This window comes from Erysipelothrix anatis, assembly GCF_009828745.1.
Classification (GTDB): domain Bacteria; phylum Bacillota_I; class Bacilli_A; order Erysipelotrichales; family Erysipelotrichaceae; genus Erysipelothrix; species Erysipelothrix anatis.
In genome coordinates this window covers 164078-188233 of the sequence record NZ_WTSX01000002.1, presented here as the reverse complement: position 1 = coordinate 188233, position 24156 = coordinate 164078, and the positions used below count along the sequence as shown (strand labels likewise).

At 37.9% G+C, this 24156-nt stretch carries 16 protein-coding genes; 3 read left to right on the top strand and 13 right to left on the bottom strand.

Features of this window, described 5'->3' with window-relative positions; translation table 11 throughout:
- Position 1: 1 nt before the first annotated feature.
- Positions 2–1291, bottom strand: a complete 1290-nt coding sequence (locus tag GVV19_RS02375; protein WP_159645212.1) for a glycoside hydrolase family 125 protein — start codon at positions 1289–1291, stop codon at positions 2–4.
- A 173-nt stretch (positions 1292–1464) separates the two neighbouring features.
- Here GVV19_RS02375 and GVV19_RS02370 point away from each other — a divergent pair, with 173 nt between their 5' ends.
- Both GVV19_RS02370 and GVV19_RS02365 read left to right on the top strand, forming a co-directional pair.
- Positions 1465–2520, top strand: a complete 1056-nt coding sequence (locus tag GVV19_RS02370) for a LacI family DNA-binding transcriptional regulator (protein WP_159645210.1) — start codon at positions 1465–1467, stop codon at positions 2518–2520.
- 8 nt (positions 2521–2528) lie between these two features.
- On the top strand, positions 2529–4664 hold the full coding sequence (locus GVV19_RS02365; protein ID WP_159645208.1) for a GH92 family glycosyl hydrolase: 2136 nt from the start codon (positions 2529–2531) through the stop codon (positions 4662–4664).
- Positions 4665–4702: 38 nt separating this feature from the next.
- On the opposite strand, the gene GVV19_RS02360 is transcribed toward GVV19_RS02365, so the two are convergent.
- The 12 genes from GVV19_RS02360 to GVV19_RS02305 form a co-directional block, all read right to left on the bottom strand.
- The gene (locus GVV19_RS02360; RefSeq protein WP_159639905.1) at positions 4703–6199 is read right to left on the bottom strand and encodes a response regulator transcription factor; all 1497 of its coding nucleotides are present in this window, start codon (positions 6197–6199) and stop codon (positions 4703–4705) included.
- On the bottom strand, positions 6192–7874 hold the full coding sequence (locus GVV19_RS02355; RefSeq protein ID WP_236262311.1) for a sensor histidine kinase: 1683 nt from the start codon (positions 7872–7874) through the stop codon (positions 6192–6194). The genes GVV19_RS02360 and GVV19_RS02355 overlap by 8 nt, the downstream gene beginning before the upstream one ends.
- A gap of 20 nt (positions 7875–7894) precedes the next feature.
- Entirely contained in the window at positions 7895–8497 is a 603-nt protein-coding gene (locus tag GVV19_RS02350) for a YesL family protein (RefSeq protein WP_159639909.1), read from the bottom strand.
- 100 nt (positions 8498–8597) lie between these two features.
- Positions 8598–10052 (bottom strand): ABC transporter substrate-binding protein, encoded by a 1455-nt coding sequence (locus GVV19_RS02345; RefSeq protein WP_159634784.1) that lies wholly within the window; start codon positions 10050–10052, stop codon positions 8598–8600.
- A gap of 54 nt (positions 10053–10106) precedes the next feature.
- Positions 10107–11027 (bottom strand): carbohydrate ABC transporter permease, encoded by a 921-nt coding sequence (locus GVV19_RS02340; protein ID WP_159634787.1) that lies wholly within the window; start codon positions 11025–11027, stop codon positions 10107–10109.
- Between the two features lie 9 nt (positions 11028–11036).
- Positions 11037–11969, bottom strand: a complete 933-nt coding sequence (locus GVV19_RS02335; protein ID WP_159634790.1) for an ABC transporter permease — start codon at positions 11967–11969, stop codon at positions 11037–11039.
- 133 nt (positions 11970–12102) lie between these two features.
- Complete coding sequence (locus GVV19_RS02330) at positions 12103–13293, bottom strand: family 20 glycosylhydrolase (protein WP_159645203.1); 1191 nt, start codon at positions 13291–13293, stop codon at positions 12103–12105.
- A gap of 348 nt (positions 13294–13641) precedes the next feature.
- Positions 13642–15930, bottom strand: a complete 2289-nt coding sequence (locus tag GVV19_RS02325) for an ABC transporter ATP-binding protein/permease (protein WP_159645201.1) — start codon at positions 15928–15930, stop codon at positions 13642–13644.
- Between the two features lie 120 nt (positions 15931–16050).
- On the bottom strand, positions 16051–16968 hold the full coding sequence (gene miaA / locus GVV19_RS02320) for a tRNA (adenosine(37)-N6)-dimethylallyltransferase MiaA (RefSeq protein WP_159645199.1): 918 nt from the start codon (positions 16966–16968) through the stop codon (positions 16051–16053).
- A complete protein-coding gene (mutL, locus tag GVV19_RS02315) occupies positions 16965–18824 on the bottom strand; it encodes a DNA mismatch repair endonuclease MutL (protein ID WP_159645196.1) in 1860 nt (619 codons plus the stop codon). The genes miaA and mutL overlap by 4 nt, the downstream gene beginning before the upstream one ends.
- Positions 18817–21330 carry a DNA mismatch repair protein MutS gene (gene mutS, locus GVV19_RS02310; protein ID WP_159645193.1) on the bottom strand — a complete coding sequence of 838 codons (2514 nt, stop codon included), beginning with the start codon at positions 21328–21330 and terminating at the stop codon, positions 18817–18819. Before mutS ends, mutL begins: the two co-directional genes overlap by 8 nt.
- Entirely contained in the window at positions 21320–22873 is a 1554-nt protein-coding gene (locus GVV19_RS02305; protein WP_159634806.1) for a PTS glucose transporter subunit IIBC, read from the bottom strand. The genes mutS and GVV19_RS02305 overlap by 11 nt, the downstream gene beginning before the upstream one ends.
- 67 nt (positions 22874–22940) lie before the next feature.
- Here GVV19_RS02305 and GVV19_RS02300 point away from each other — a divergent pair, with 67 nt between their 5' ends.
- Positions 22941–24146, top strand: coding sequence for an FtsW/RodA/SpoVE family cell cycle protein (locus GVV19_RS02300; RefSeq protein ID WP_159639921.1), 1206 nt, complete (start codon positions 22941–22943; stop codon positions 24144–24146).
- Positions 24147–24156: the final 10 nt, after the last annotated feature.

Genomic DNA, 24156 nt, shown 5'->3' with positions numbered 1-24156 from the left:
ATTATCGTTTAACCTTTATATCGAAGAAATCCATGACAAGTTCACAGAACATCATGTTTGCCCATGAGAACCACTCACGAGTGAAGTTGGTAGGATTATTGACATCGAAACTTTCGTGCATCATTTTTGTTCCACCATCGGTGGCTACTAGTGTATTTAGGATTGCTGCTTTTGCATCTTTATCATTGGTTGTTAAGCCTTCGATTGATAATGCGATTGGCCAAATGTAACCTTCTGGGGTATGTGAACTACCACATCCACGTGCAAATTGTCCTTCATAGAAATATTTATTTTTAGGACTTAATATGTGATCACGCGTATTTTGATACAGAACATCATCGACATCACAGAATCCCAAGTATGGAGCTGCAAGAAGGCTTGGTACGTTTGGATCATCAATTAATAGGGCATTACCTAAGCCGTCAACTTCATAGGCATAAATATCTTTTTCACCATTTGAGAATACGGCAAAGTCTTCGATACCTTTCTTAATTTCAAGTTTGAGTTGTTGTGCTTGATTTGCTAAGTTTGCATCAACATTTATGGTCGTAAAGATCGTTTCCATATATTCTAGAACAACAACCGCAAACATATTTGATGGTACTAAGTAGTTGTATTCACACGCATCATCACTTGGTCTAAATCCTGACCAAGTCATACCCGTGCGGGCAACTTCACCACCACGACCACCATTGGTTAATGTGTCTTCTTTTCGGTCTGTTGGACGTTCAAAGTTGTATGGGGATTGCGTATGGTCTTGCTCGACTACCCATAAATCAATGACTGTTTGTGCGACTTGTTTGAAGCGATCGTCAAAGATTGTTGCATCTTGAGTATGTTGATAGTAAAGATAAGAAAGTTGAATTGGGTAGCATAATGAATCGATTTCATATTTGCGTTCCCAAATGAGAGGGGTCATGGTTGTATCATCAGTTTGATGACCTGCACCATTCGCATCTTCGTTAAATGCATTGGCATAAGGATCATGTAGAATCATGTCAAATTGACGCGAGATAACACCACGAATCATGGCTTGAATATCTGCATCACGTTCAGCAATAGGAAGATATGGACGTACTTGGGCTGTTGAATCACGAAGCCACATTGCCGGAATATCTCCTGTCAGTACATATGTATCGTCTTCACTGATACGTTTGATTGTTGTAAGCAGTGTATTTGAATACACGTTTTCAAATATTTCTGACCACCCTTTGTGTTCTTCACCACAAAGTTCAGCAATTTCATTCATAAAATCACGTACGGATTTTGGCATTTCTTTATAGACTGTCATAGTTCCTCCTAAAGTTGATATACCAAGATATAGTTACCAGTTACACTTCAATTTTATTCTTTATACAATAGGTTTTTAATGGACAAACTATAGGTCTTTGTGTACGAATTATTGGATTGATTTTTCTTGATATAACAAGTAAAATGTAGATGATATACCAACCAGGAGGCATTATGACCAAACCTCTATACCAAACAATTAAAGAGCACATAAAAAACGACATTTACCATGGCAAATACCACGCTCACGACCAGTTACCAAGTGAGAATGATATTGCTGCCACATTCAATGTCAGTCGTATTACATCAAAACGTGTTTTAAACGACCTTGAGCAAGAAGGCCTTATTTACCGCAAACGTGGTCTTGGAAGTTTTGTAAGTCCAATAGAAAAAATTACGTCTACGCGTGATTTAACCGATATTCTATTTATTATGCCTTTCCCCGATACTTACAGTTTCGGGAATTATACGCAAGGCATTCTTCAAGCACTTCAAGATACACCCTATCGTCTGCAAGTTCAGCAAAACAGCAAAATTTCAGCCGAACAACTTCAAGATATTGCGACAAATTATGCTGGTATTATCTTCTATCCATTCAATAACAATGATATTTTAGAATATGCTTACCCTCTCTATTTGCTCAATGTTCCAACCGTAATCTTAGATAAAGAAGTATCCGGTGTTCCCTTTTCAAGTGTTATTTCCAACAACTTTCAAGGGGGATATCTTGCAACACAACACCTGATTGATCAAGAATTAAAAAATATTGCTTACATAAGTACCACACGCATCGAAGATGTTTCATCAGTTCGCGAGCGCTATTTCGGATATCTTAAGGCTCTAAGTGATTCGGGATTGAATCATAATGCCAAACCGATCTATTGTAACTTAACGAAGCATGCAGATGACTTTAAAGATTTGATCCACGATCTGATTGCATCAGAGATCAATGGTATTGTGTGTGAAAACGATATTCTCGCAATTTCTATTATGAATGCCTTAACACATCTGAATTATTCGATTCCACAAGATTTCAAGATTGTTGGTTTCGACAATACCCAGGCTTCACAATTCGTCAATCCGCCACTTACAACCCTTGAACAGAACTTTAAGCAAATTGGGATGCGTGCAATGCAACACTTACTTAAAATTATCCAAGATCCAAACACACCACAAGAACGACTGATTATTGATGTTTCACTCATCAAACGCGAATCTACGCACAATTAGGAGACTTTATGACACACGATACAATTGATACACGCGTCGGGACACAAAACTATCCCGGTTATTCAAACGGTAACACCCTCCCTTTCACCGGAGTTCCCTTTGGCATGAACTACTTTGCACCTCAAAATGATGAAGGGTCATGGTGGTTTAATCCAAGCAAACCGTTATTTGCAGGTTTTCGCTGTACTCACCAACCGAGTCCTTGGATGGGTGACTTCAGTAGTTTTTTAATAACTCCCTTTACAACTGATCCACTTATCCGAAGTGTATTTCACCTTCAAAGCAGTTATCGTATTGAAGAAGCTGTATACAATCCAGGATATCTCAAACTTACGAGCCAACGCTATGCCCTTGAATCAGAACTTACTGCATCAACTTACGGAATGAAACTTAAGAACACGAGTTTACGTTCTGAAGCAGTCGGCTTCGTGATATCAGCAATCAAAGGCATCCATGATATACGTATTGACGCAGACACCATTTCATATGCTGTCGTGAATGCTTCGGGATCAGAAGACCCAAACTTCACAATGTATGTGCACATGACGTTAGATGTTCCATTTACTGCTGAAGCAAGTACTTTTGAAGATGGTACTGACATTATCATTATTCGTACAACTTCATCACATCCAACCATTACCGTTGCGACCTCTTTTATCAATTCGCAACAAGCAAAAATCAATGCATCGCGCTTACCCTCAACCTTTGAAAGCATGCTAACAAATGCGAAAGATGCATGGGAACAAAAACTATCCAAAGTTGAAGTAACTCACACTGACCAAGAAGCCGTCAAAATGTTTTATGCGGCACTTTATCGTTGTTTCCTTTTCCCTCAAACATTCTATGAATTGGATGCTAACAACGAACCTATCCACTACAATACAATTACGCAATCGAGTGCACCTGGAGTTTTATTTACTAATAACGGATTCTGGGATACTTATAAATCACTTTTCCCACTCTTTTCTCTTATTGAACCTGAACACTATGAGCTGATGCTTGAAGGTTTCCTCAACAGTTTCCGTGAAGCCGGATACCTTCCAAAATGGCTTTCACCCGATGAACGTGGACTTATGCCTGGCACTCTTGTCGATGCAGTTATCAGTGATGCGCTCACAAAAGGTCTCGCTCACGATAACATTGAGCCATTGTATGAGGCAATGAAACAATCTGCAACAGTCGAGTCTGAGAATCCACAGTATGGCCGTCGTGCTGTTAATGATTATTGGAAATATGGTTACGTTCCATCATCCTACCATGAAAGTGTCAACCAATCATTAGATAACAGTTACAGTGATTTTTGTATCGCACAAGTTGCAAAAATGCTTGGACGTACCGATGATTACCAAAAATTCATGGATAGTTCAAAAAATTATGCACAGCTCTTTGATTCAAACTCAGGATTGATGCGCGCGAAAGATACAGAAGGCAACTTCAGTGATTCATTTAGCGATATAGAATGGGGACATGCGTATACCGAAGGTTCCTCTTGGCAAAACTCTTGGGCTGTCTATCACGACTTTGCCGGTCTAATTAAGTTATATGATTCAAAACAAGCATATCTTGATAAAATCACCCATCTTGTGAACCAAAAACCGTACTTCACATCAGGAAGTTATGGCTTTGAAATTCACGAAATGAGCGAAGTCGCTGCGATTGATTTTGGCCAAATGGCAATCTCAAATCAACCAAGTTTCCATATTCCTTATCTGTTCACGTATGGTGGCGAACCGGCTTCAACACAAGTACTTTTACGAAGCCTCATGCGCGAAACATTCAAGCCTACATTCACAGGTTACCCCGGCGACGAAGACAATGGCAGTATGTCCGCATGGTATGTCTTCAACGCTATGGGATTCTATCCAGTTAGTCCCGGAACACAAGAATATGTCGTAGGTATTCCTTTCTTTGATACTGTTACAGTAAATCTACCCAATAGTGAAGCATTACAAATCAATACTGAAAATAACACGTGTCATCATAATTTCGTTTCCAAGATGATGAAAGATGGTACTGAGTATACACCACTCTATCTCAAACACAGTGACCTTATCCAAGGTACGCGGCTTGATTTCGAGTTAGGAATTGTTCCTCGTCAACATCAATACACGGATGATGAACTTCCGTACTCAATGTCAAAATAAACCAAAAAAGGAAGAACAATGATTGTTCTTCCTTTTTGTTAGTCTAAGTGAAGGACGTCGCCGTTTTTGTGCCACCGTTCACGGAACTCTCGAGGAGAGATTCCGCATTCCTTCTTAAAGTTTTTGTAGAAATATCCAGAGCTTGTATATCCAACAAGTTCCGCTATTTCATTGACATTGTGACTTGATTGCATCAATAGATTCTGTGCTTTCTTAATACGATGTTGATTTAAATATTGTGAGAAGCTAAGTCCCGTTTCCTTTTTAAAAATTTGTCCGAGATACATCGCATTTAAATGCAATGAGTCTGCGATTGTTCCGATTGTTAAATCATCAGTGTAATTTTGATGAATCATTTGCAGTGCTTTTTGCACATTTACATTGTATTGTTTGACATCAGTTTGCGCATGATTAACTTCAATTGATGACTCAAGGACATCTAAAATTTCACCGATTGAATTTGCGCCATGTAGCAATTTAAGATTTGAATAGTAATGCTCTGACGACATGCGATTATAATGACGGTAAATGTCTGAAAAAACAATAAACGCAATATAGCGTATATACTCTGGTTGTGGATTGGTTGCAATCGCCTCATCGATAAGACCCTTCATCTCTTCACGAATTCCTGCACCATCGCCTAAAGCAAGTGACTGATGAAATTTCTCAAACGATATCTTGGCATTCATTTCGATACTCGTACTATCTTTAATACTTTGATCACGCAAGTACGAATCATCGTCATAAAACTCAACAATTTCCAAAAGTGCTGAGGCGTGGTCATAACTACGATGAATTTGATCAAACTTTACAAACAAATCGCCAATCGCAATCTTTTCATCTTCTTTTATAATGAGATGAATGATTCCCTTACGAACCTGATCAAAACGTAGGTTAGATCCCTCAACAACAATGTACAGTTCCTCCCCCATATAAGCATAGTATGGAATCATCATCTCTTTCATGAAGTGATTCCAAACTGCTTTACGGGCTTCAGTTACGCCACCAATTGCAATCACCGAATACAAATCTGTTAATTCAAGACGATGTCCCAATTGTTTTAAGATACGACGTAAATCAACGGAATCAATCTCCCCCGTTAACCAACGAATAATTGTATTCCTAAAGAGAATTTCATCGCCTTGCTCGTGATACTTTTCTTCATCGAGCTTTTGAACTATTTTACGAATCGATCCATTCAACTCAACCGTATCAATCGGTTTAAGGATGAAATTTTCAGCACCAAGGCGAATCCCCTCTTTGACATACTCAAACTCTTGATACCCTGACAAAATAATAAAGTTAAAGTTGATGTCTTCCTCCTGCGATTGTGCGACAAACTCAATACCCGTCATTACGGGCATACTCACATCCGTAATAACAATATCTACAGGATTTTCGCGAACATAATCCAAAGCATCGATGCCATCATCAAAGGTCCCTACTAATTCAATACCAAGTTGCTCCCATTGAATTAGCTTTTGTAACCCCTGTAAAATCATATACTCATCATCAATTAAGATTACTTTATACATCCGATTCCTCCTCTATAAAACTAATTAAAACCTCAAATCCTCCATTATCACTATGTGCGACTTCCATACGATAGTCATTGTCTTTGTAGAATACTTTCAATCGTTCATGAACATTCACAAGCCCTACTGACTTGTCATTATCCAAATCAAATTCCGATTCTTGCAAGCGTCGACGAATTGTCGTTAAGACTTCATCCGCGACCCCTCGACCATTATCCGATACTTTAATATGAATTCGTTTATTGTCTTTGTAGACTGCAACTTTAATGGCGTTATCAACTCGACGATAGTTTACACCGTGTACAAAATAGTTTTCAATCAAAGGTTGCAGCGTAAATTTAGGAATACTAATCATTTCAAAATTTTCTGCAACATCAAATTTATAAGCAATTTTATTGGGATATCGCATTTGATGAAGATAGACGTACTTTTCAACAAATTCCAGTTCTTTCGCTAACGTCGTTGTCTTCTCTAACGAAATGTTGTTGCGAAGCAATGTAGAGAATGTGTAGACAATATCCGCTAACTCATTAACACCTTCTGAGACAGCATACATACGAATAAATTCTAATGTATTGTATAAGAAATGAGGATTGATTTGTGATTGTAAGGCACGCATATTAATATCCTGTTGGCGAATCTCCATCTGATAAATTTGTTTAACATATCGATTCATACTGTCCAACGTCTCATTAATTGCCTGGGAAATCGTAAGAAGCTCATCCTCTTTATTTTGAATTTCAATACGATCTGAAACATTACCACGACGCACGCGTTCCATGGTTCCCAACACATCGTTCACTTGTGTATCATAACGTCCAAATGTCCTGAACAAGACAAACAGTAGAATCACAATTAAGAACGTCCCTCCCGCAGTAATCAACGCATATGTAGAGAATGACTTCATAAAGATATCGTGCTTATCAGCAGCTACAATGAGTACCGAACCATCTGATAACTCAACACGATTATAGACATACTGTTCAAATATCGCTGAATCTAAGGGTGAACGGGTTTCATACTGCGTTTTGATGTGTTCTTGTAAGACATCACCATTCCCCGTATTGTATTGATATTGAATATTTCCCGTACTCGAAAGTAGGAATACAATGGGTTCTACAAAGCGTTGCTCCTGTTGTACAATCGAATCAAATACCGAGTAATCAATGTATAGATAGATATTTCCTAGCGGTAGGTATGCATCATAATTAATAATCGGTCTGGAAAAGACCATGTAATCGGAGATATCAGGTAATTGCTCCGGTTTACTCCCCATTTTGTTCTCTCGGCTTGAATGATATATATCATTGGTTGCCTCAAGCGAAATTACAAACCCTTCAATCGCATCGTAGCGTTCGTAGAGTTTTTCGACATCACGCGGAAAAAGTTGGAACTGTGGACGTCCCAACTGTTGCGTATAATACTTACTAAAATCCATATAAAAGTAATCACGCATACTATCAAGACGCGCCTGATCGGGAAAGAGATCATTGATCATACGTCGTAAATCTGTTTGATATCCCCCTGTTACTGCTGATACTTTTTTCGTTATTTGATCCACTTGATTCTGTACTGCCGTTCGATCGGATTGTGTTGTTGCATAACTCACCATCAACGAAAAGATGAGTATAACGACAATCAGTATCGCGGCATAGGTATGAATCAAACGTTTCATCAGGCTTTTCTTTTGCATAACTATCCGATGTGCTCATCAATGGTTACAATCATTGGCTTCCCAATTCGGGACACTAATACTGTAATCATACCGATTGTTAAGAATGGTAAAAGACCCATATATTTCGACGTAATAAACCCTACCACAATCATTGCTAGCAATAATTTTAAGACACTAAAGAAGTTCCCCATGACTGCGATTGCACTTAGCTTCAATAAGTTTTTATATGAAATTTCAAAATTATTATCAATTAAGACCGCATATAAATATGCACAGACTGTTAGTACAAATGCGGCAGCAATCAAGAATTGAACGAATAAAATTGCGATACCTCTAATTTGTACTGCAAGGTACATATTGTATGCCAAAACTGCGATAATCAAGAAATATGTATAGAATATCATATTTCCTCTTTTAAAATTACTTACAAAGAGTGTACCAATCTGCTTCCAACGCATATCACGATGCGTCCATTCATGATCGGTGTACAACTGAATAACACTTGAGAACGCAGGACCAATGCCTAGAACGACTCCACCCATCATCGTCATAATCCAAAACATTAACGATAATTTGATCAATACATATATTCGGTCAAAAAAATCACTTACATAGGTTCCCATAATCATCATCTTCCTTACTTCTATAATTATATACTATTTTTGATGATAGCGCTTTACGAAGAAAAAGGAGAGGGTCAATGCCCCCTCCTTCATTTGATCATTAAGCTTTTTTGCTAAATTCGTCAAATTGTTTTTGCATTTCTTTTTGAATCGTTTCGTATCCTGCTTCTTTTAATTTAGCAATGAATGTTGGAACGACTTCATCAGGGTTAACTGTACCTGTGTGTAATACTGCATAGTATTCATCAACAACGTTTGTAACGTTACTGATTTCTGTCTTAACTGAATCTGTAACAAAGTTGAATCCTAAGATTGGTGAAACTGTAGCTGCTTTAGTATCTGCTTCACGTTTTTCAATCATTTCTGTTGTTACATTTTCTGGTTGAAGTAATAATTCTGAGTTTCCTGTATTCCATGCTGCCATGTGGAAACCTTCTTTATATCCATCTAAGAATTTGAGGTGTTTATCCCCTACTTTTTCCCATGATTCGCCTTCAATACCGTATACTAATGTATTCATCATTTCAGCATTTGTGTTCAAGAGGTTTAACCATTTAACTGCTGCTTCTTTATTTTTTGAGTTTTGAGCAACAACGAAGTTAGCCATTTGAGCTTGAGCTGTTGATTTTAAGTTATTGTTTAATGGACGTGATACGATTTTCTTACCAGCAACTTGTGTTAATAAGTTATCACCGTAGTCAGCAGCACCTTGAGTTTCTTGACGCATGAACCATGTGTTGTTGTTCAAGTCGTATGATGTATCGTTTGTTGCTGCATCAGTAGGAATTAATCCTTTGTTGTATAGATCGTGTAATTCACGAAGACGTTGCATACCAACTTCTGTTTCGAATGGGTTGATAATTTGTGTTTGATCACCATCGATGTTTACTGCGAATGGTAGTGCATCACCTAAGATGTAGTCAAAGTTACCTAAGTTAGCTTTGAATGTTTTACCAATTGCGAATGGTACAGTTTGTTGTTCGTTGTCTTTAATTGTTTGTAACATTGGCTCAGCATCTGCATATGTTTTAACATTTGAGATATCTAAGTTATATTTGTCTAAAAGCTCTCCGTTGAATGATAACATTTGAGCCGCAAATACGTTACCGTTTACTGGGAAACCGTATAGTTTTCCGTTAACAACGTTACCGTCGTAGTAAATTGGGTCTACTGAATCAAAGAATTCTTTTGCATGTGTTTTTGCAAGATCTGTTAAGTCAGCATATGCTCCTTTTTGAGCATTAACTGTATAGTTTTGAGCAAATGCGATATCAAATTCATCACCTGCTGTAACCATTACAGACATTTTTTGGTCATAGTCTCCCCAACCAATATATGTGAAGTTAACTTTAACGCCGATTTCTTTCTCTGAAATTGTGTTAATTTTGTCTGTTAACTCTTTAATGTTTTTTGGTGCGTCCCCAATTTGGTAAACTTGTAAAGTTACAGTTTCTCCTGAACCTGTTCCTTCAGCACCTTTCTTTGAACCACAGCCTGTCAACACTAACAAGAATGCTAATGCTACTACTGCAAATTTTAATGCGCCTTTTTTCATGATAGTCCTCCTCTTCCTCTAAAACTTCATAAATAGGCAATATTTTATATCCTCTTATTCCTTAACGCCACCGATAGTCAATCCTGAGACGAAGTATTTTTGGAAGAACGGATATGTAAGTGCAATTGGTAATGTCGAAATTACGACCATTGCCATTCGTGTAGCTTCACGTGGGATTGACATCCCAGCACTGATTCCCGCGTTTCCAACATTCTTCGCGATGTAATCCAAGTTTGATTGGATCTGCATCAACAGATATTGAAGTGGGTATAAGTTATCAGAAGTGATATACAAGAGTGCGTTAAACCAGTCATTCCAGAATCCTAATGCGGCAAATAAGCTGATTGTCGCAATTCCTGGAACTGCAAGTGGCACAACAATCTGTACAAAGATTCGAAGTTCACTTGCACCGTCAATACGGGCTGATTCAATAATGGCATCTGGTACTGTCTTTTTAAAGAAAGTACGCATAACCATAATGTTGAATGGGCTCAGTGCCATTGGCAAAATTAAGGCCCAAATCGAGTTACGAAGTCCCAGCATCTTGGTAACAACCAAGTAGTTTGGAATCATCCCTGCTGAGAATAACATCGTAAGTAATGCAAATTTCGTAAAGAATTTTCGATATTTAAAGTTTTGTCTTGAAATTGCGTATGCATATGTAGAGGTAAATGTTGTATTGATAATTGTACCCACTACAGTAATAAATACGGTAACACCTAATGACGATAGAAGTTGTCCTTTGAATTCATACAAGTATTTATATCCATCTAAACTAAATTCTCCAGGTATCAATCGATACCCTTGAATCGCTAATGCTGACTCACTGGTAAAGGATACTGCGATAATAAAGAAGAACGGGAATAAACACGATAATGCAATGATTCCAAGGAAGATTGAGAAGAATAGGTCTGTTTTTCTACCAAAACTTCGAACTTCTACACTTGCAATTCGTTTCTTAGTTTTTTTATCCATAATGTCCTCCTAGAATAAGCTTGAATCAGGGTCGAGTTTTCGAACAATTGCGTTCGCTCCTACCAAGATCACCAAACCGACGACAGATTGATAAAGTCCCGCCGCGGACGACATTCCTAAGTCACCCGATGCAGCTAATCCTTTATAGACGAATGTATCGAGAACTTGTGTTACTGGTGTTAATGGTCCTGAATTTCGAGGTACGTTATAGAAGAGACCGAAGTCTGCTCGCATGATATTACCAACTGCGAGAATCATCAAGATACTAATTAATGGGACAATTTGTGGAATTGTAACATGTCGAATTTGTTGCCAACGGTTAGCACCGTCAATTTTAGCTGCTTCATAATATGTTGGATCAATTCCCATGATTGATGCAAAGTAGATAACACTTTGATAACCAAGGTTCTTCCAAATCCCAATAAAGATAATAATAAACGGCCAGTAGGTTGGATCTGTATACCAATTAATTGGCGACGATCCCATATTTACCATCACGCGGTTTACAATACCCTTGTCAGGGCTAAGGAAGGAATATACGAAGGATGAAATTATGATCCATGAGATAAAATATGGGAACATCATTGCCGTTTGGTACGTTTTCACGCGGCGTTTATTCCGTAACATACTCATGACTATAGCAAGGGCAACAGCACAGGCTGTACCAATCACTATGAATCCCAGGTTGTAGAGTACGGTATTACGGGTTATGATCCATGCATTATCGGAACTAAATAGGAACTCAAAGTTCTTAAGTCCTACCCATTCACTTTCGTAAAGACTTCGTAAGAATCCACCATCGCTGGAGAATCGGAAGTCTTTGAATGCGACTACGTTTCCGAATACCGGAATGTAGAAGAAGAAAATCATCCAAAGCGCACCAGGTAATGCCATTAGTAGCAAGACCCAATTCTTGCGCATGTCTTTTATAAACTGTTTCATCATCTATCACCCCAGTTGTTATACAGTTTGCCTTGTGACATCCTAATTGTACCGCTTACATTTTGTTTAATATAGGGACAAAATATATGTAAAAAAGCACAAACTATAGATTTTACACGTAGAATACATATATTTAGTCGCTCCATAATTTACCTCCAAACGCTTCAATTAATGGTGTAATCATGGCTAATACAGCTGTCTGTGACAGTGCATTAGGGTCATCACACCAGACCGCAAAGAAACTTCCTAAGTATTGCTCTGATGTGTCTAGCATGACTTGATCACGCTGCTCAGAAGCAAGTTCATGGCGTAATGGAAATACATGTGGCTCAAATGAAGCCTGTATTTTATCTACCGTTGGATACGTATATCCTGCTTTTTCACCCAATACAAAATAGAGATATTGGTCCATAAAATTAAGTACTTTATGCTTATGTTTGATAAACGTTTCTACCGGTGCCATGTATTGATTCCAACTCGTCCAATATGTGACTTGAACATGTTTATCCAGCTTAACAATGGGTTTCTGATTCGTTCGATACAAACCGTCATTCCAAACACGAACTTCTTTTTTATATTCGTAGACGTAGTTTGCAATATCGTTGATGTAATCAATGTAGGTATCAACACCCGTCGCATCAGGACTAATGTGAGCTTTTGCATAGGCTTCAAGCTGCGGATAATCACCATAATTTTCAAATGGAATAAACTCATCACCACCGATATGAATAATTTGGGATGTATAGAAACACTCCATAACACTCCCTAACATCCCCTTGATGAATCGACGTGCTTTAGGATTCGTAATATCTAAAGCTGTTTCGTTTCCCTTTAATTGGTACTGTGGATAATCTTTAAGGATGTATTTTAAATGTCCAGGTGTATCAAAGGACGGAATTACTTTAATATAAAAGAAATTAGCATAGCGAATGATATCGCGCATCTCAAATGTGGTTAAATGCTCTGGAGAACATAATGATTCATAACCATCCAATGCAAGACGAAAACCTTCATTTTCTGATATATGAATTTGCAAGGTATTCAGTTTTTGTTTGGCCATGACTTCAATCAAATCAAAAAACCACGTTTTCGAGAAATATTTACGTCCCATATCAATATGAACGCCACGTTCTTGAATCCACGGTTTTTGGTGAATTGCTTCAACGCCTTGAATACGATCCAGTGCGCCATAAAAAGCCATCACGTCAGATGATCCGCGTATCGTGTTACCATTAATGATATATCCTGTTACTGTCGGGTCGATGGCAACATCGAGTACTTCCCGATAATGAGGATATAGTATTTTTATTTTGTCTTCTAACATACTTGACTCCTTTTCTTTTAGTTTAGGTTTTTATGGCGATATCTAACAGTCATAGATTATAGGAATTTCGATACGAATTAGTGTTCTCTTTTTGAATGCACACAAAAAACCCTCTAGCTCTGTTGAAGCTTGAGGGTTTCTATTTTAGCAATTTGTTTCGACTCTAAATCCTTATTTCTGGTGATCGCACTTATCAGGTTACCTTAAAGTATACTTTCAAATCTGTGCATATTTATGCTTGTCGGACACCGTTTTAGATCAACTGTTATTCAACATTAATGATTGATATCTAAGTCATTAAAAAACCTTGAATTTGCTATGAAACTCAAGGTTTGATCACAATCACAATTATTCGCTACGAAGTGCGACAACTGGATCTTTTTTAGCTGCCATTTTTGAAGGAATGAATCCTGCAATAAAGGTCAATGTAATACTTATTGCAATCAGAATTAATGCGTGGTTAATACTTAGGTTGGCGATATTTTGTGCTCCCGTTAAGTCATAAACGACTGCATTAATTGGGAACTGGAGTAAGTATGTTACTACGATTCCGAACGTACCGGATACAAGTCCAATGAGGAATGTTTCCGCATTAAAGACACGTGAGATATCTTTTTTACGAGCTCCTAAACTACGGAGGACGCCAATTTCTTTTGTACGTTCGATAACCGATACATAAGTAATAATACCGATCATGAATGATGATACAACTAATGAAATTGATGAGAAACCAATTAATACGTAAGAAATCGTATTAACCATTGTATCCATAATATTTGTCATAATTTCTGACATATCTGTATACGTAATTTGATCAGGTTTTTCGTGACCTTGATTGTATGCATCAAGATAATCGCGAATTTGTGACTTCGTTTCAAAATCTTTGGGAATAATTGCGAGTTTCGTTGCTACATCTGAACCACCCAATGATGCTAGAACTTCATTGTAAACTTGTTCTGAGTCCATGAATGGATTTGCATTCGCAATGGGTTGTCCAGACACAACCGAGTAAAGATCTTTAACCTCTAATTGTTTTGCCACAACATTCGATTGACGTGCACGTGTTGCGAAATCTTTAGAAAGTGCCTCAGTGTAATAAAGTCCTGGATTATACATTGAAACTGACGATGCTTCACTCTTACGTAAAACTCCTGACACTGTTAATGTTGTTGCAGCATCACTGTAAAAGAGTGTTTCGTATTGTGATGTATTTGCCGGTGGGAAAATGCCCATAGCCGTTTCTTGATAGAAATCATTATGTTCAATAAGTTTGTATTCTTTACCAACAATGGAAGTTGCATCAAACGATTCCCCTTCAATCCCTAAAATACGTTGCGATTGTTTAGGGATTCGGTTGTATTCATCGACGACAACTACAATTTCATTTTGATTGGTAGGCATCTTTCCAGCAATCACATCGTATTGGCGATTATTAAAATCATCGTTGTTTAGAAGTTCCCCAACACCATCTTGGCCCGTTTGAACTAATTCATAGTTTGACCCTTTTTGTGTAATCCAATTCATGGAAACACCTGTTGACTCTTGAATGGAAATATAGAGGTTTTGATCAAGTTTTCGTACATACTCAATGTAGTCTGCAGTGATGACATTCTTCTTCGCTTCGTAACCTTCCATTGGGTCATAGACATTGATTGATGTAGAATCTGGATAAGATTCACCAGGGTTCGATATGTTTGGATTCATCGCCATGCCATAATCCATCGCCGTTTGTTCGATTGTGATTGGCGATGATGCCAATGTTTCTTCTTGCATCGTTTTGATCGTATTCGACAATCCCGTTGAAAGTGCTAATACCAAGGCAATTCCAATGATTCCGATACTTCCAGCAATGCTTGTTAGAATGGTACGACCCTTTTTAGCCCATAGATTTCGTCCGCTCAATGTTAATGCTGTACGATATGGCATTGCTGTCATAACTTGTTTATGATTGCTTTCTTCTTCAATATCATTACTTACAGGATTGCTATCAGAAACCATTTCTCCATCGAGAAATTCAACGATTCGTGAACTATAGGTATGCGCAAGTTCCGCATTGTGCGTTACCATAATAACTAACTTTTCTTTTGATATTTCTTTGAGAAGGTCCATGACCACCACACTTGTTTTACTATCAAGTGCTCCAGTTGGTTCATCCGCTAAGATAATATCTGGATCATTCACCAATGCCCTTGCAATCGCCACTCGTTGCATTTGTCCACCTGACATTTGATTCGGTTTTTTGTTGATTTGGTCATGTAAACCAACTTTAATCAGTGCTTCTTCCGCGCGCTTGTGCGCTTCCTGTTTTCCAATGCCCGATAACTTCATAGATAGCTCGACATTCTGTAGTACTGTCAAGTGGGGGATTAAATTATAGGATTGGAAGACGAAGCCGACAGAGCTATTTCGGTACGCATCCCATTGTTTATCTGTATAGGTTTCTGTGGACTGCCCATCGATAATTAGATCACCGTATGTATAACGATCCAACCCACCTACAATATTTAATAATGTTGTTTTTCCGCTTCCTGATTGTCCCAGGATAGATACAAATTCAGTATCTCTAAATGTAAGGCTAACATCTTTGAGTGCTTGAACTTGTCCATAATTCTTTGTAATATTCTTCAGTTTAAGCATAAACTAACTTCCTTCCGCTGTATCAATATATTAACACAGTGACATTGTGCTTTCAATAGTTTTACGCTTCGATTAATGAAAGATACTTCACACGTACTATTTCCTGGGAAATTAAAAGACCTACGATTCCGTAGGTCCTTGTATAAATTGTGCAACCCTTTGCGATACTGTTTCGAAAGCATTCTCTGATTGAATATCAATCCATTGACTCGGAGTTTGGTGTTTGAACCACGTAATCTGTCTTTTAGCAAAACGACGTGTGTTACGTTTTATGAGTTCATCGCGCTCTTCCGCACTAATCTCATGGTTAAAAAAAGGTTCAAATTCACGGTAACCAATCGCCTGTAAAGCCTGCAGTTCGAAGAGTTTTTGATGATGGCTGAGCAAATCCGCGACCTCTGTCTCAAGACCTTGGTCAATCATCATATCAACGCGTTTATTAATTCGCTCATAAAGTACATCGCGATCTGTTTGCAAGAAAAAAATGCACGCATCAAACAATGCAACATCCTTTTGGTTTTCGTGAATGCCTGTCTTTGTCTTACCATCTTGAAGCATATTTAACGTGCGTACAACACGCTTACGATTGTTGGGATGGATTGTTTGCGCGGCCTCCGAATCACGGTCCTGAAGCATTTGATGCAGTGTGTGATCATCAAAATCATCAAACGTTTCCATCGTAGGCGTTACTTCCGTTTCGAAACGATAATCATTTACTAAAGCATTAATGTATAGTCCCGTACCACCTACAATGATTGGTAGTTTTCCCTTTGCATGAATCGCTGCAATCGCTGCGCGCGCATCTTTTTGAAACTGAGCAACATGATACGGTTCCACAATTGAAGTAACATCAATTAAATGATGGATGATACCCTCACGTTCTTCTACAGACGGCTTCGCAGAACCTATATTCAATTCGCGATAAACCGCAACCGAATCGGCACTTATAATTTCACCGTTAAAACGATGGGCTAACGCAACACCCATTTTTGTTTTCCCAGATGCAGTTACACCTGCAATAACTACTATTTTTTTCATCGTTTAAATTCCTTAATGAGTTGATTGTGTTCGACTGTTATAAATGTCGGACGTCCATGAGGACAATGGAACGGTTGTTGTGTATGTCGCAATTGCTCAACCAACGTTTCCATCGCATCCATTGACATAAACTCATTAAAGCGCACAGAAGAATGACACGCCAATGTTGCGATGACATTACGACGCATATCTTCCTCACGTACAACTTTATCTGTTTCAAACATATCCAATACTTCATTCACAAATTCATGGACCTCTGCTTCATCAATCCAAACTGGAACTGCTCGAAGGATAAATGCATCATCTCCAAAAATTTCGAGTTGCATTTGAAATGGTCTAAAAACTTCATTGATAGCATTGATCTGAGTGATAAGTTTTTGACGCCCTTCAATTACCATAGGAATCAAAAAGTCTTGCATCGGTACGTCTTTATTTAAAAGTTTATCTTGATAGTATTCATAACGAACACGCTCCATTGCTGCATGTTGATCAATTATATATAATCCCGCATCCCCTTGTGCCAAGATATATTTACCACTTAACTGTGATAGAACTGTCAATGGCTCAATCAAAACTTCGATGGGCTTTGGTTCTGACGGATATGGAGTTTGAGGTATAAAAGCAGTCTCCTTTTCTTCAACACGATAATCGTGAATAAATACCGGCGTATCAATAACTGGCATATCTGTAATGTTTATTGGTTCTGATACTTCTTCCGATTCATCATTGTGTGTGTTTGGTAAAACCGTATTTTTATCAACACTTTCTTCAATAAATATTTCCTTTTGAGTTTCAATAATCGCATTTTGTAGTGCTTCACGCATATCCGTTTGTTCTGGCAAACTCGGTTTTATCGTGATTTTTTGTGGACGCATACCTTCTGACAATAAAGCCTCTAAATGATTTTGAATTAAGGATACGAGTTGTTCCTCTTTCGACAAACGTATCTCCCATTTACTTGGATGAACGTTAACATCAACGAGTTGCGGATCTACTGTTATCTTCATTACAACGATTGGATAACGATCGGTTGGCATATGACGTCTGAAACTATCAACGACTGCTTTTTGCGCTTTCGGGTAACGAATCATTCGATCATTGATATATAACCAAATTGCATATCGATTCGAGCGATTGTGCTGTGGTAAAGCAGCAACACCTTCGATTTTGAAATCATAATTTGATGCTTCAAAACGGCGTGAATCTTCTGTAATGGTTCCCCCATAAATTCGGTGGAATACATCCATGACATCACCAGTTCCATAACTTCTAAACACCATGCGGTCATCAAGGGTAAGGGAAAATGCGATATCCGGGCGCCCAAGTGCAAATTTTTGCACCGTATCTTGTATGATTGAGTTTTCATAATGAATGTTTTTAATGTATTTAAGACGCGCAGGAGTTTTCAAGAAGAGATTTCGAACGTGAATTGTTGTTCCTTTATTTCGTGCAAAACGAACGACATCCCGTTTTTTTCCATTATCAATAAAAATGCGATGTCCCGTATCGCCATTATTCGTTGTCGCTTCAACTTGGCTAACTGACGATATCGACGGCAATGCCTCCCCACGAAATCCAAATGTCAGAATTGCGTTTAAATCATCTGTATCTGATATTTTACTTGTTGAATGACGTTCAAAGGCACGTGACAAATCATCTGCACTCATACCCTCACCATTATCAGATACTTCAACTAATTGCATTCCACCTTCAATGATTTTAATATCAATCGTTGTAGCCTTAGCATCAATCGCATTTTCAACAAGTTCTTTTACAATGCCACCAGGACGTTCAACAACTTCACCAGCAGCAATCATATTTGTTAAATGTGTATCTAATACGTGAATTTTACTCATGTGAATCACCTTCTAAAACTTTTTTGAGTTCAGAAACAAGCATTAACGCTTCAATCGGTGTCAGTTGATTAACATCGATCCCTTGCAGACGTTGCTTCACAAAACCATAACCTTGCGGTTCTACTTCTACTTGAATTACTTTACTATCAATATTAACTGAGTTTTTAGAAAGTTCGAGAACTTCAAGATTTTGCTTTGCGCGATCAATAATACTTTGCGGTAAATGTGCAAGACGGGCAACGTTTATCCCATATGATTTATCTGCTCGCCCATCTAAAACACGATATAGGAATGTTACATGATCATTTTCTTCATGAACTTCAACATGAATATTTTTAATGCCATCATACATTTCTTCGAGTGCAACCAGTTCGTGATAATGTGTTGAGAAAATCGTCCGTGCTTTAACCGAGTTATTAATATATTCAATAATTGCTTGGGCTAATGCCATCCCGTCATAGGTTGAGGTTCCACGACCAATTTCGTCAAACAAAATTAATGACTGTTCAGTCGCATTAGATAAAGCTGCTTGAGCTTCAATCATTTCGACCATAAACGTAGATTGACCCATGAGAATATCGTCACTAGCACCCATGCGTGTAAAGATTTGATCAACAAGACTCCACACCATACGGTCGCACGGTACAAAACATCCCATTTGTGCGAGCACAACATTTAATGCGACCATTCGCATATAGGTACTCTTACCACCCATATTCGGTCCAGTTAAAATCAATGTATAAATCGATTCATCCATTAGTGTATCACTTGCTATGTACTGTTGGTCTTTAAGCGTTGCTTGTAATACGGGATGCTTTCCTTCTTGAATATCGAGGTAACGTCCCTCTACAACTTCAGGTTTCGTAAAACCAGGAAGCGCCGAAATTTCTGCTAAAGCAACAAGTACATCCAATGTCGCAAGACCATCTCCAATCGCATGGATGGATTTCGCATGTTCCGAAACATACTCAGAGTACTTCACAAAGAGTTCGGTCTCTATCTGTAGAATTTGGTCACTTGCTTGGCTTATCTTCACTTCATATTCTTGAAGTTCTTCACTGATATAGCGTTCCGCATTTGTTAGTGTTTGTTTTCGGATATAACCGAAATCATCACGAACATTATCGACTTGTCCTTTGGACACTTCGATAAAGTATCCAAACGCACGATTGTATCCCACTTTTAAATTTTTAATTCCTGTTTTTTCCCGTTGTTTGGCTTCATACGCAACGAGCCATTGCTTGCCATTTTTTGAAATTTCAAGAAGTTCATCTAAGGTCTCATGAATCCCCGTTTTAAATGTACGCCCTTCTTTTAATTGAACCGGAGCATCATCTAAAATAGTATTATCAAGCACCTCAAAAACTGCTTCTAAGGGATCTAATTCACTGATGAATTGGAACTCATCAAAACCTTCAATATCTCTTTGAATTGTGCGAAAGACTCCCAATGTTTTCTTCAAACGAACTAGGTCTTGGGCATTATGTTTTCCTGTCGCCATCCGGGCAACGACACGATGAATATCATAGACTTCTTTTAAACTTGCTACTAATTTATCATTTAATAGATAATCTTGAATTAGTGTTTCAATTTGTGCATGACGTTTGTAGATGTCTGACTTACTCACCATCGGTTGCATTAATTCTTGTTTTAAAGCTCGTGCTCCCATATTCGTGCGGGTTTTGTTGAGGTAGTGAAACAAGGACAATTCTTTGCCGTTTTGATGATCTATCAGTTCAAGGTTTGTCATTGTTGCATAATCCATACGAAGGTATGCTTGGTCATTCAAAACGACAACATCTGATAAATGTTGCAATGACCGCTTATGTGTATACTTAAGATAGGCACTCAAACGTGCTAAGGCCATTCCAATCGCTTTATCGTCATGGTTCATGGTCTCATCAATTGTTTCTTGATATGATACATAAATATCTGTTTTGGCTTTAACTTCTTTTAAAATATTGGGGTCAAAGTCTTCGCTAACTACGATTTCTTTAACTTGAAATTGTTGGAGTACTTTAATGATATCTACGAAATCATTCATAACTCTTATGGCACGAACTGTACCCGAAACGATGTCGCAGCTCACAATACTCGCATAAACGAGATCTGTATGAATGGCTGCAATCTCACGTGTTTCATGATCTTCAACTTCGAGATATGTACCCGGAGTTACAATTTCAACAACCTCACGTTTCACAATCCCCTTAACCGATTTGGGATCTTCAACTTGCTCAACAATCGCTACTTTATAACCCGCATTCACAAGTTTTTGAATATAAGATGCTGCGGCATGATGGGGTACACCCGCCATGGGTGCTTTCTCATTACCACCTGCTGATCGTGCTGTTAGCACAAGATCTAAAACTTTTGATGCAACTACGGCATCTTCAAAAAAGAGTTCATAAAAATCACCTAATCGATAAAACACCAACGCATCATTGGTGTTTTGTTTTATTTCCATATACTGTTGGAGCATAGGTGTCAGTTTTGAATTATCCTTCATTCTCTTCAACTTCCTCTACTTCGTGTATTGCTCTGTATGTTTTAATATTTTTATTAATAGCTTTTTGAATCATATATGCTGGTGAACCAATGGATAAGACAAAGCCTTGGCGAGTCTCAACAATTCGAGTAACACCCTGACGGTGAAGCGCAGCAATATTTAAGTCTTCGCGTTCCCTTAGTTCTACATGAATTCGCGTTAATGTACTTGATACTGTTTCGATATTTGAAACACCACCAAGGCCTTCTGTAAAGTCTTCAATACGTTGTTGCTTATTCGTAATACTTAGAACATCCAATGCTAGTTTATTGAAGTACAAGCGTGTGAATGAGAAGTAAACTAAGAAGACAATGATTCCTACAAGCAATAAGATAAAGACTTTACTTACTAATACAGTATTATAAGAAATACCCATCAAATCGATAATATTTCCAGGTGTTGCTGAGAGTAAATTTCCAAAGAAAGAGAATCCCAGTGCCACCGAGAATCCACTCAGAATTGCATAAATAAAACTTGTTGCAAACAGGTGGAAGAAGTATAGTGTTGGGCTTGTAAGTAACATTAGAATTTCTATTGGTAACAATGTACCACCAACCATCGATACAAGAATCGCAGCAATTAATAATCCAATATTACGGTTACGTGCACGTTTGTTTGAAATGGTCGTTGAGATAGCAATTAAGTAAGCTGGTACTGCAAAGATATTCATCACATAATATGCACTTGTAAAACGACCAGCACCAAAGACATTCACCGTTTCTTTTAACTGTCCGGCCCAGATGTTGACATCACCAACGAATGATTGACCTGCAAGGTTCATCCAGGTTCCACCTAAGGTATTGAGCCAGAATTCTTGGTGTAATATAACATCAAGGTTAGCTAGTGCCATGAGACGCTCTAGCGCCCCATAGGCAAATAGACTCATTGGATTATTCACATCTTGCGAAATAAATTCCATGATGCTGTACATCATTTCCATAAAATATGGCCATCCAAATGCAAAGAGCATACCGATCACAGATGATCCAACGATTGCGAAAACCATCTTAACTGTTTCACGATCCGCAAAAGAGACATTACTTATGTGACGTTTTTCTGAAGTTTTACGATATATATTTTTAACAAAGAGATAGATTGCAATTAAACCAAATATCCCTGTACGGTATAACATGTACTGTTTATCACCTAATTTGATCACTAATGCGCTAATATAAGTAGCTGTAGGTGATGTCGTTGGTGACAAGAGTAGCATAGATACTAAAAATGCTAGATATGATATAATTCCTGTGACTACTATGTTCGGTTCGTTTTTCTCATGAGAGAGTAACTTGATAAAAACATATAGTGGGAAATATGCTAAAATGATACCACCACTCATCAATAACACACGTGATATTGTAAGGAGTATTGGGCTGTCCAATTTTAAAACACTATTCACATATGGATTGGGTATAATCGTACCAATTGCGACTAGCAACGATCCAAAGAATAATGATTTTAAAGGTAATTGTAATTGTTCGTAATAAGTTTGAAGACGATTCATGTGGAACACCTCTTGATTTATCTTTATATATTATACACTATTCTATCTATTCACAAAAGGAGCGACAATGAACAAATTCATCAATGAAAGTAAGCGCTACTTTACCTTAGACAAAGTTTTGTTCGGAATTATGATTGCATTCGCAACGATAAGTGTTGTGGCCATCTATCTATCCGCACCACTTTTAGATAATGGTCAAGCAGATGCAATTTCTTTAGTTAAGAAACAATTAATGTGGTTTGCGATTGGATTCGCAGTTATCGCATTTCTAATTAAAATCGGAATAGACCGACTGTTTACTGCGATAGATATAGCTTATTGGATCTTAATGGTTCTTCTAGCTGGTCTTGTAATTGCACGTTTTGCAAATATCAACAGCAGTATCGTTGCACCCATTAACGGAACACGGGCTTGGTATATGATCCCTGGAATTGGTTCTTTCCAACCTAGTGAGTTCATGAAAATTGTCTTAGTTATCAAAGCTGCAAACGTCATTCATCAACATAATACCGATAAAGAAGGGTATACATTTCAAAGTGATTTTCAACTATTTTTCAAAATTGCTAAATTTGCACTCCCACCTTTTATCCTAATTTTCTTACAACCAGATACGGGAGTTCCAATTGTTATTCTATTTAGTTTAGCAACTATGTTTATTCTTTCTGGCGTACGACGCGAATGGTTCATTATCATTGCAACATTAGGTATTGGCGCATTATTAGGAATTGTCTTCCTCTACTATAACTACCCAGATATCTTGAATACTTTGCTTGGTGGTGGTTCGACGTCATATCGCTTGGATCGTTTCTATGGTTGGCTTGACTATGAAAAGTACGCTATGGGCCATGGGTATCAACTTTTCCAATCAATGATTTCTTACGGAACTGCTGGTATTAATGGACATCCTCTCGGAACGATGATTGCCCACTATCCTGAAGCACAAACAGACTTCATCTTTGCAGTTATTTCTCAAAACTTTGGCTTCATCGGTGGTTCAATAACTATCGCACTATCATTCTTATTTGATATTAAACTTGTCTCCATTACTAAAAACAGTGATTTACCAAAAGAACGTTATATGATGATGGGAATCATTGGAATGATTTTCTTCCAGCATCTAGAAAATATTGGGATGATCATGGCAGTGCTTCCGATTACCGGAATTACTTTACCCTTTATTTCGTATGGGGGATCATCATTGCTTTCTTATATGATTCCGCTTGCCGTTGCATTTCATATGTACAGCGAAACACAAAATAGACATAGACACTAAAAAACAGGAT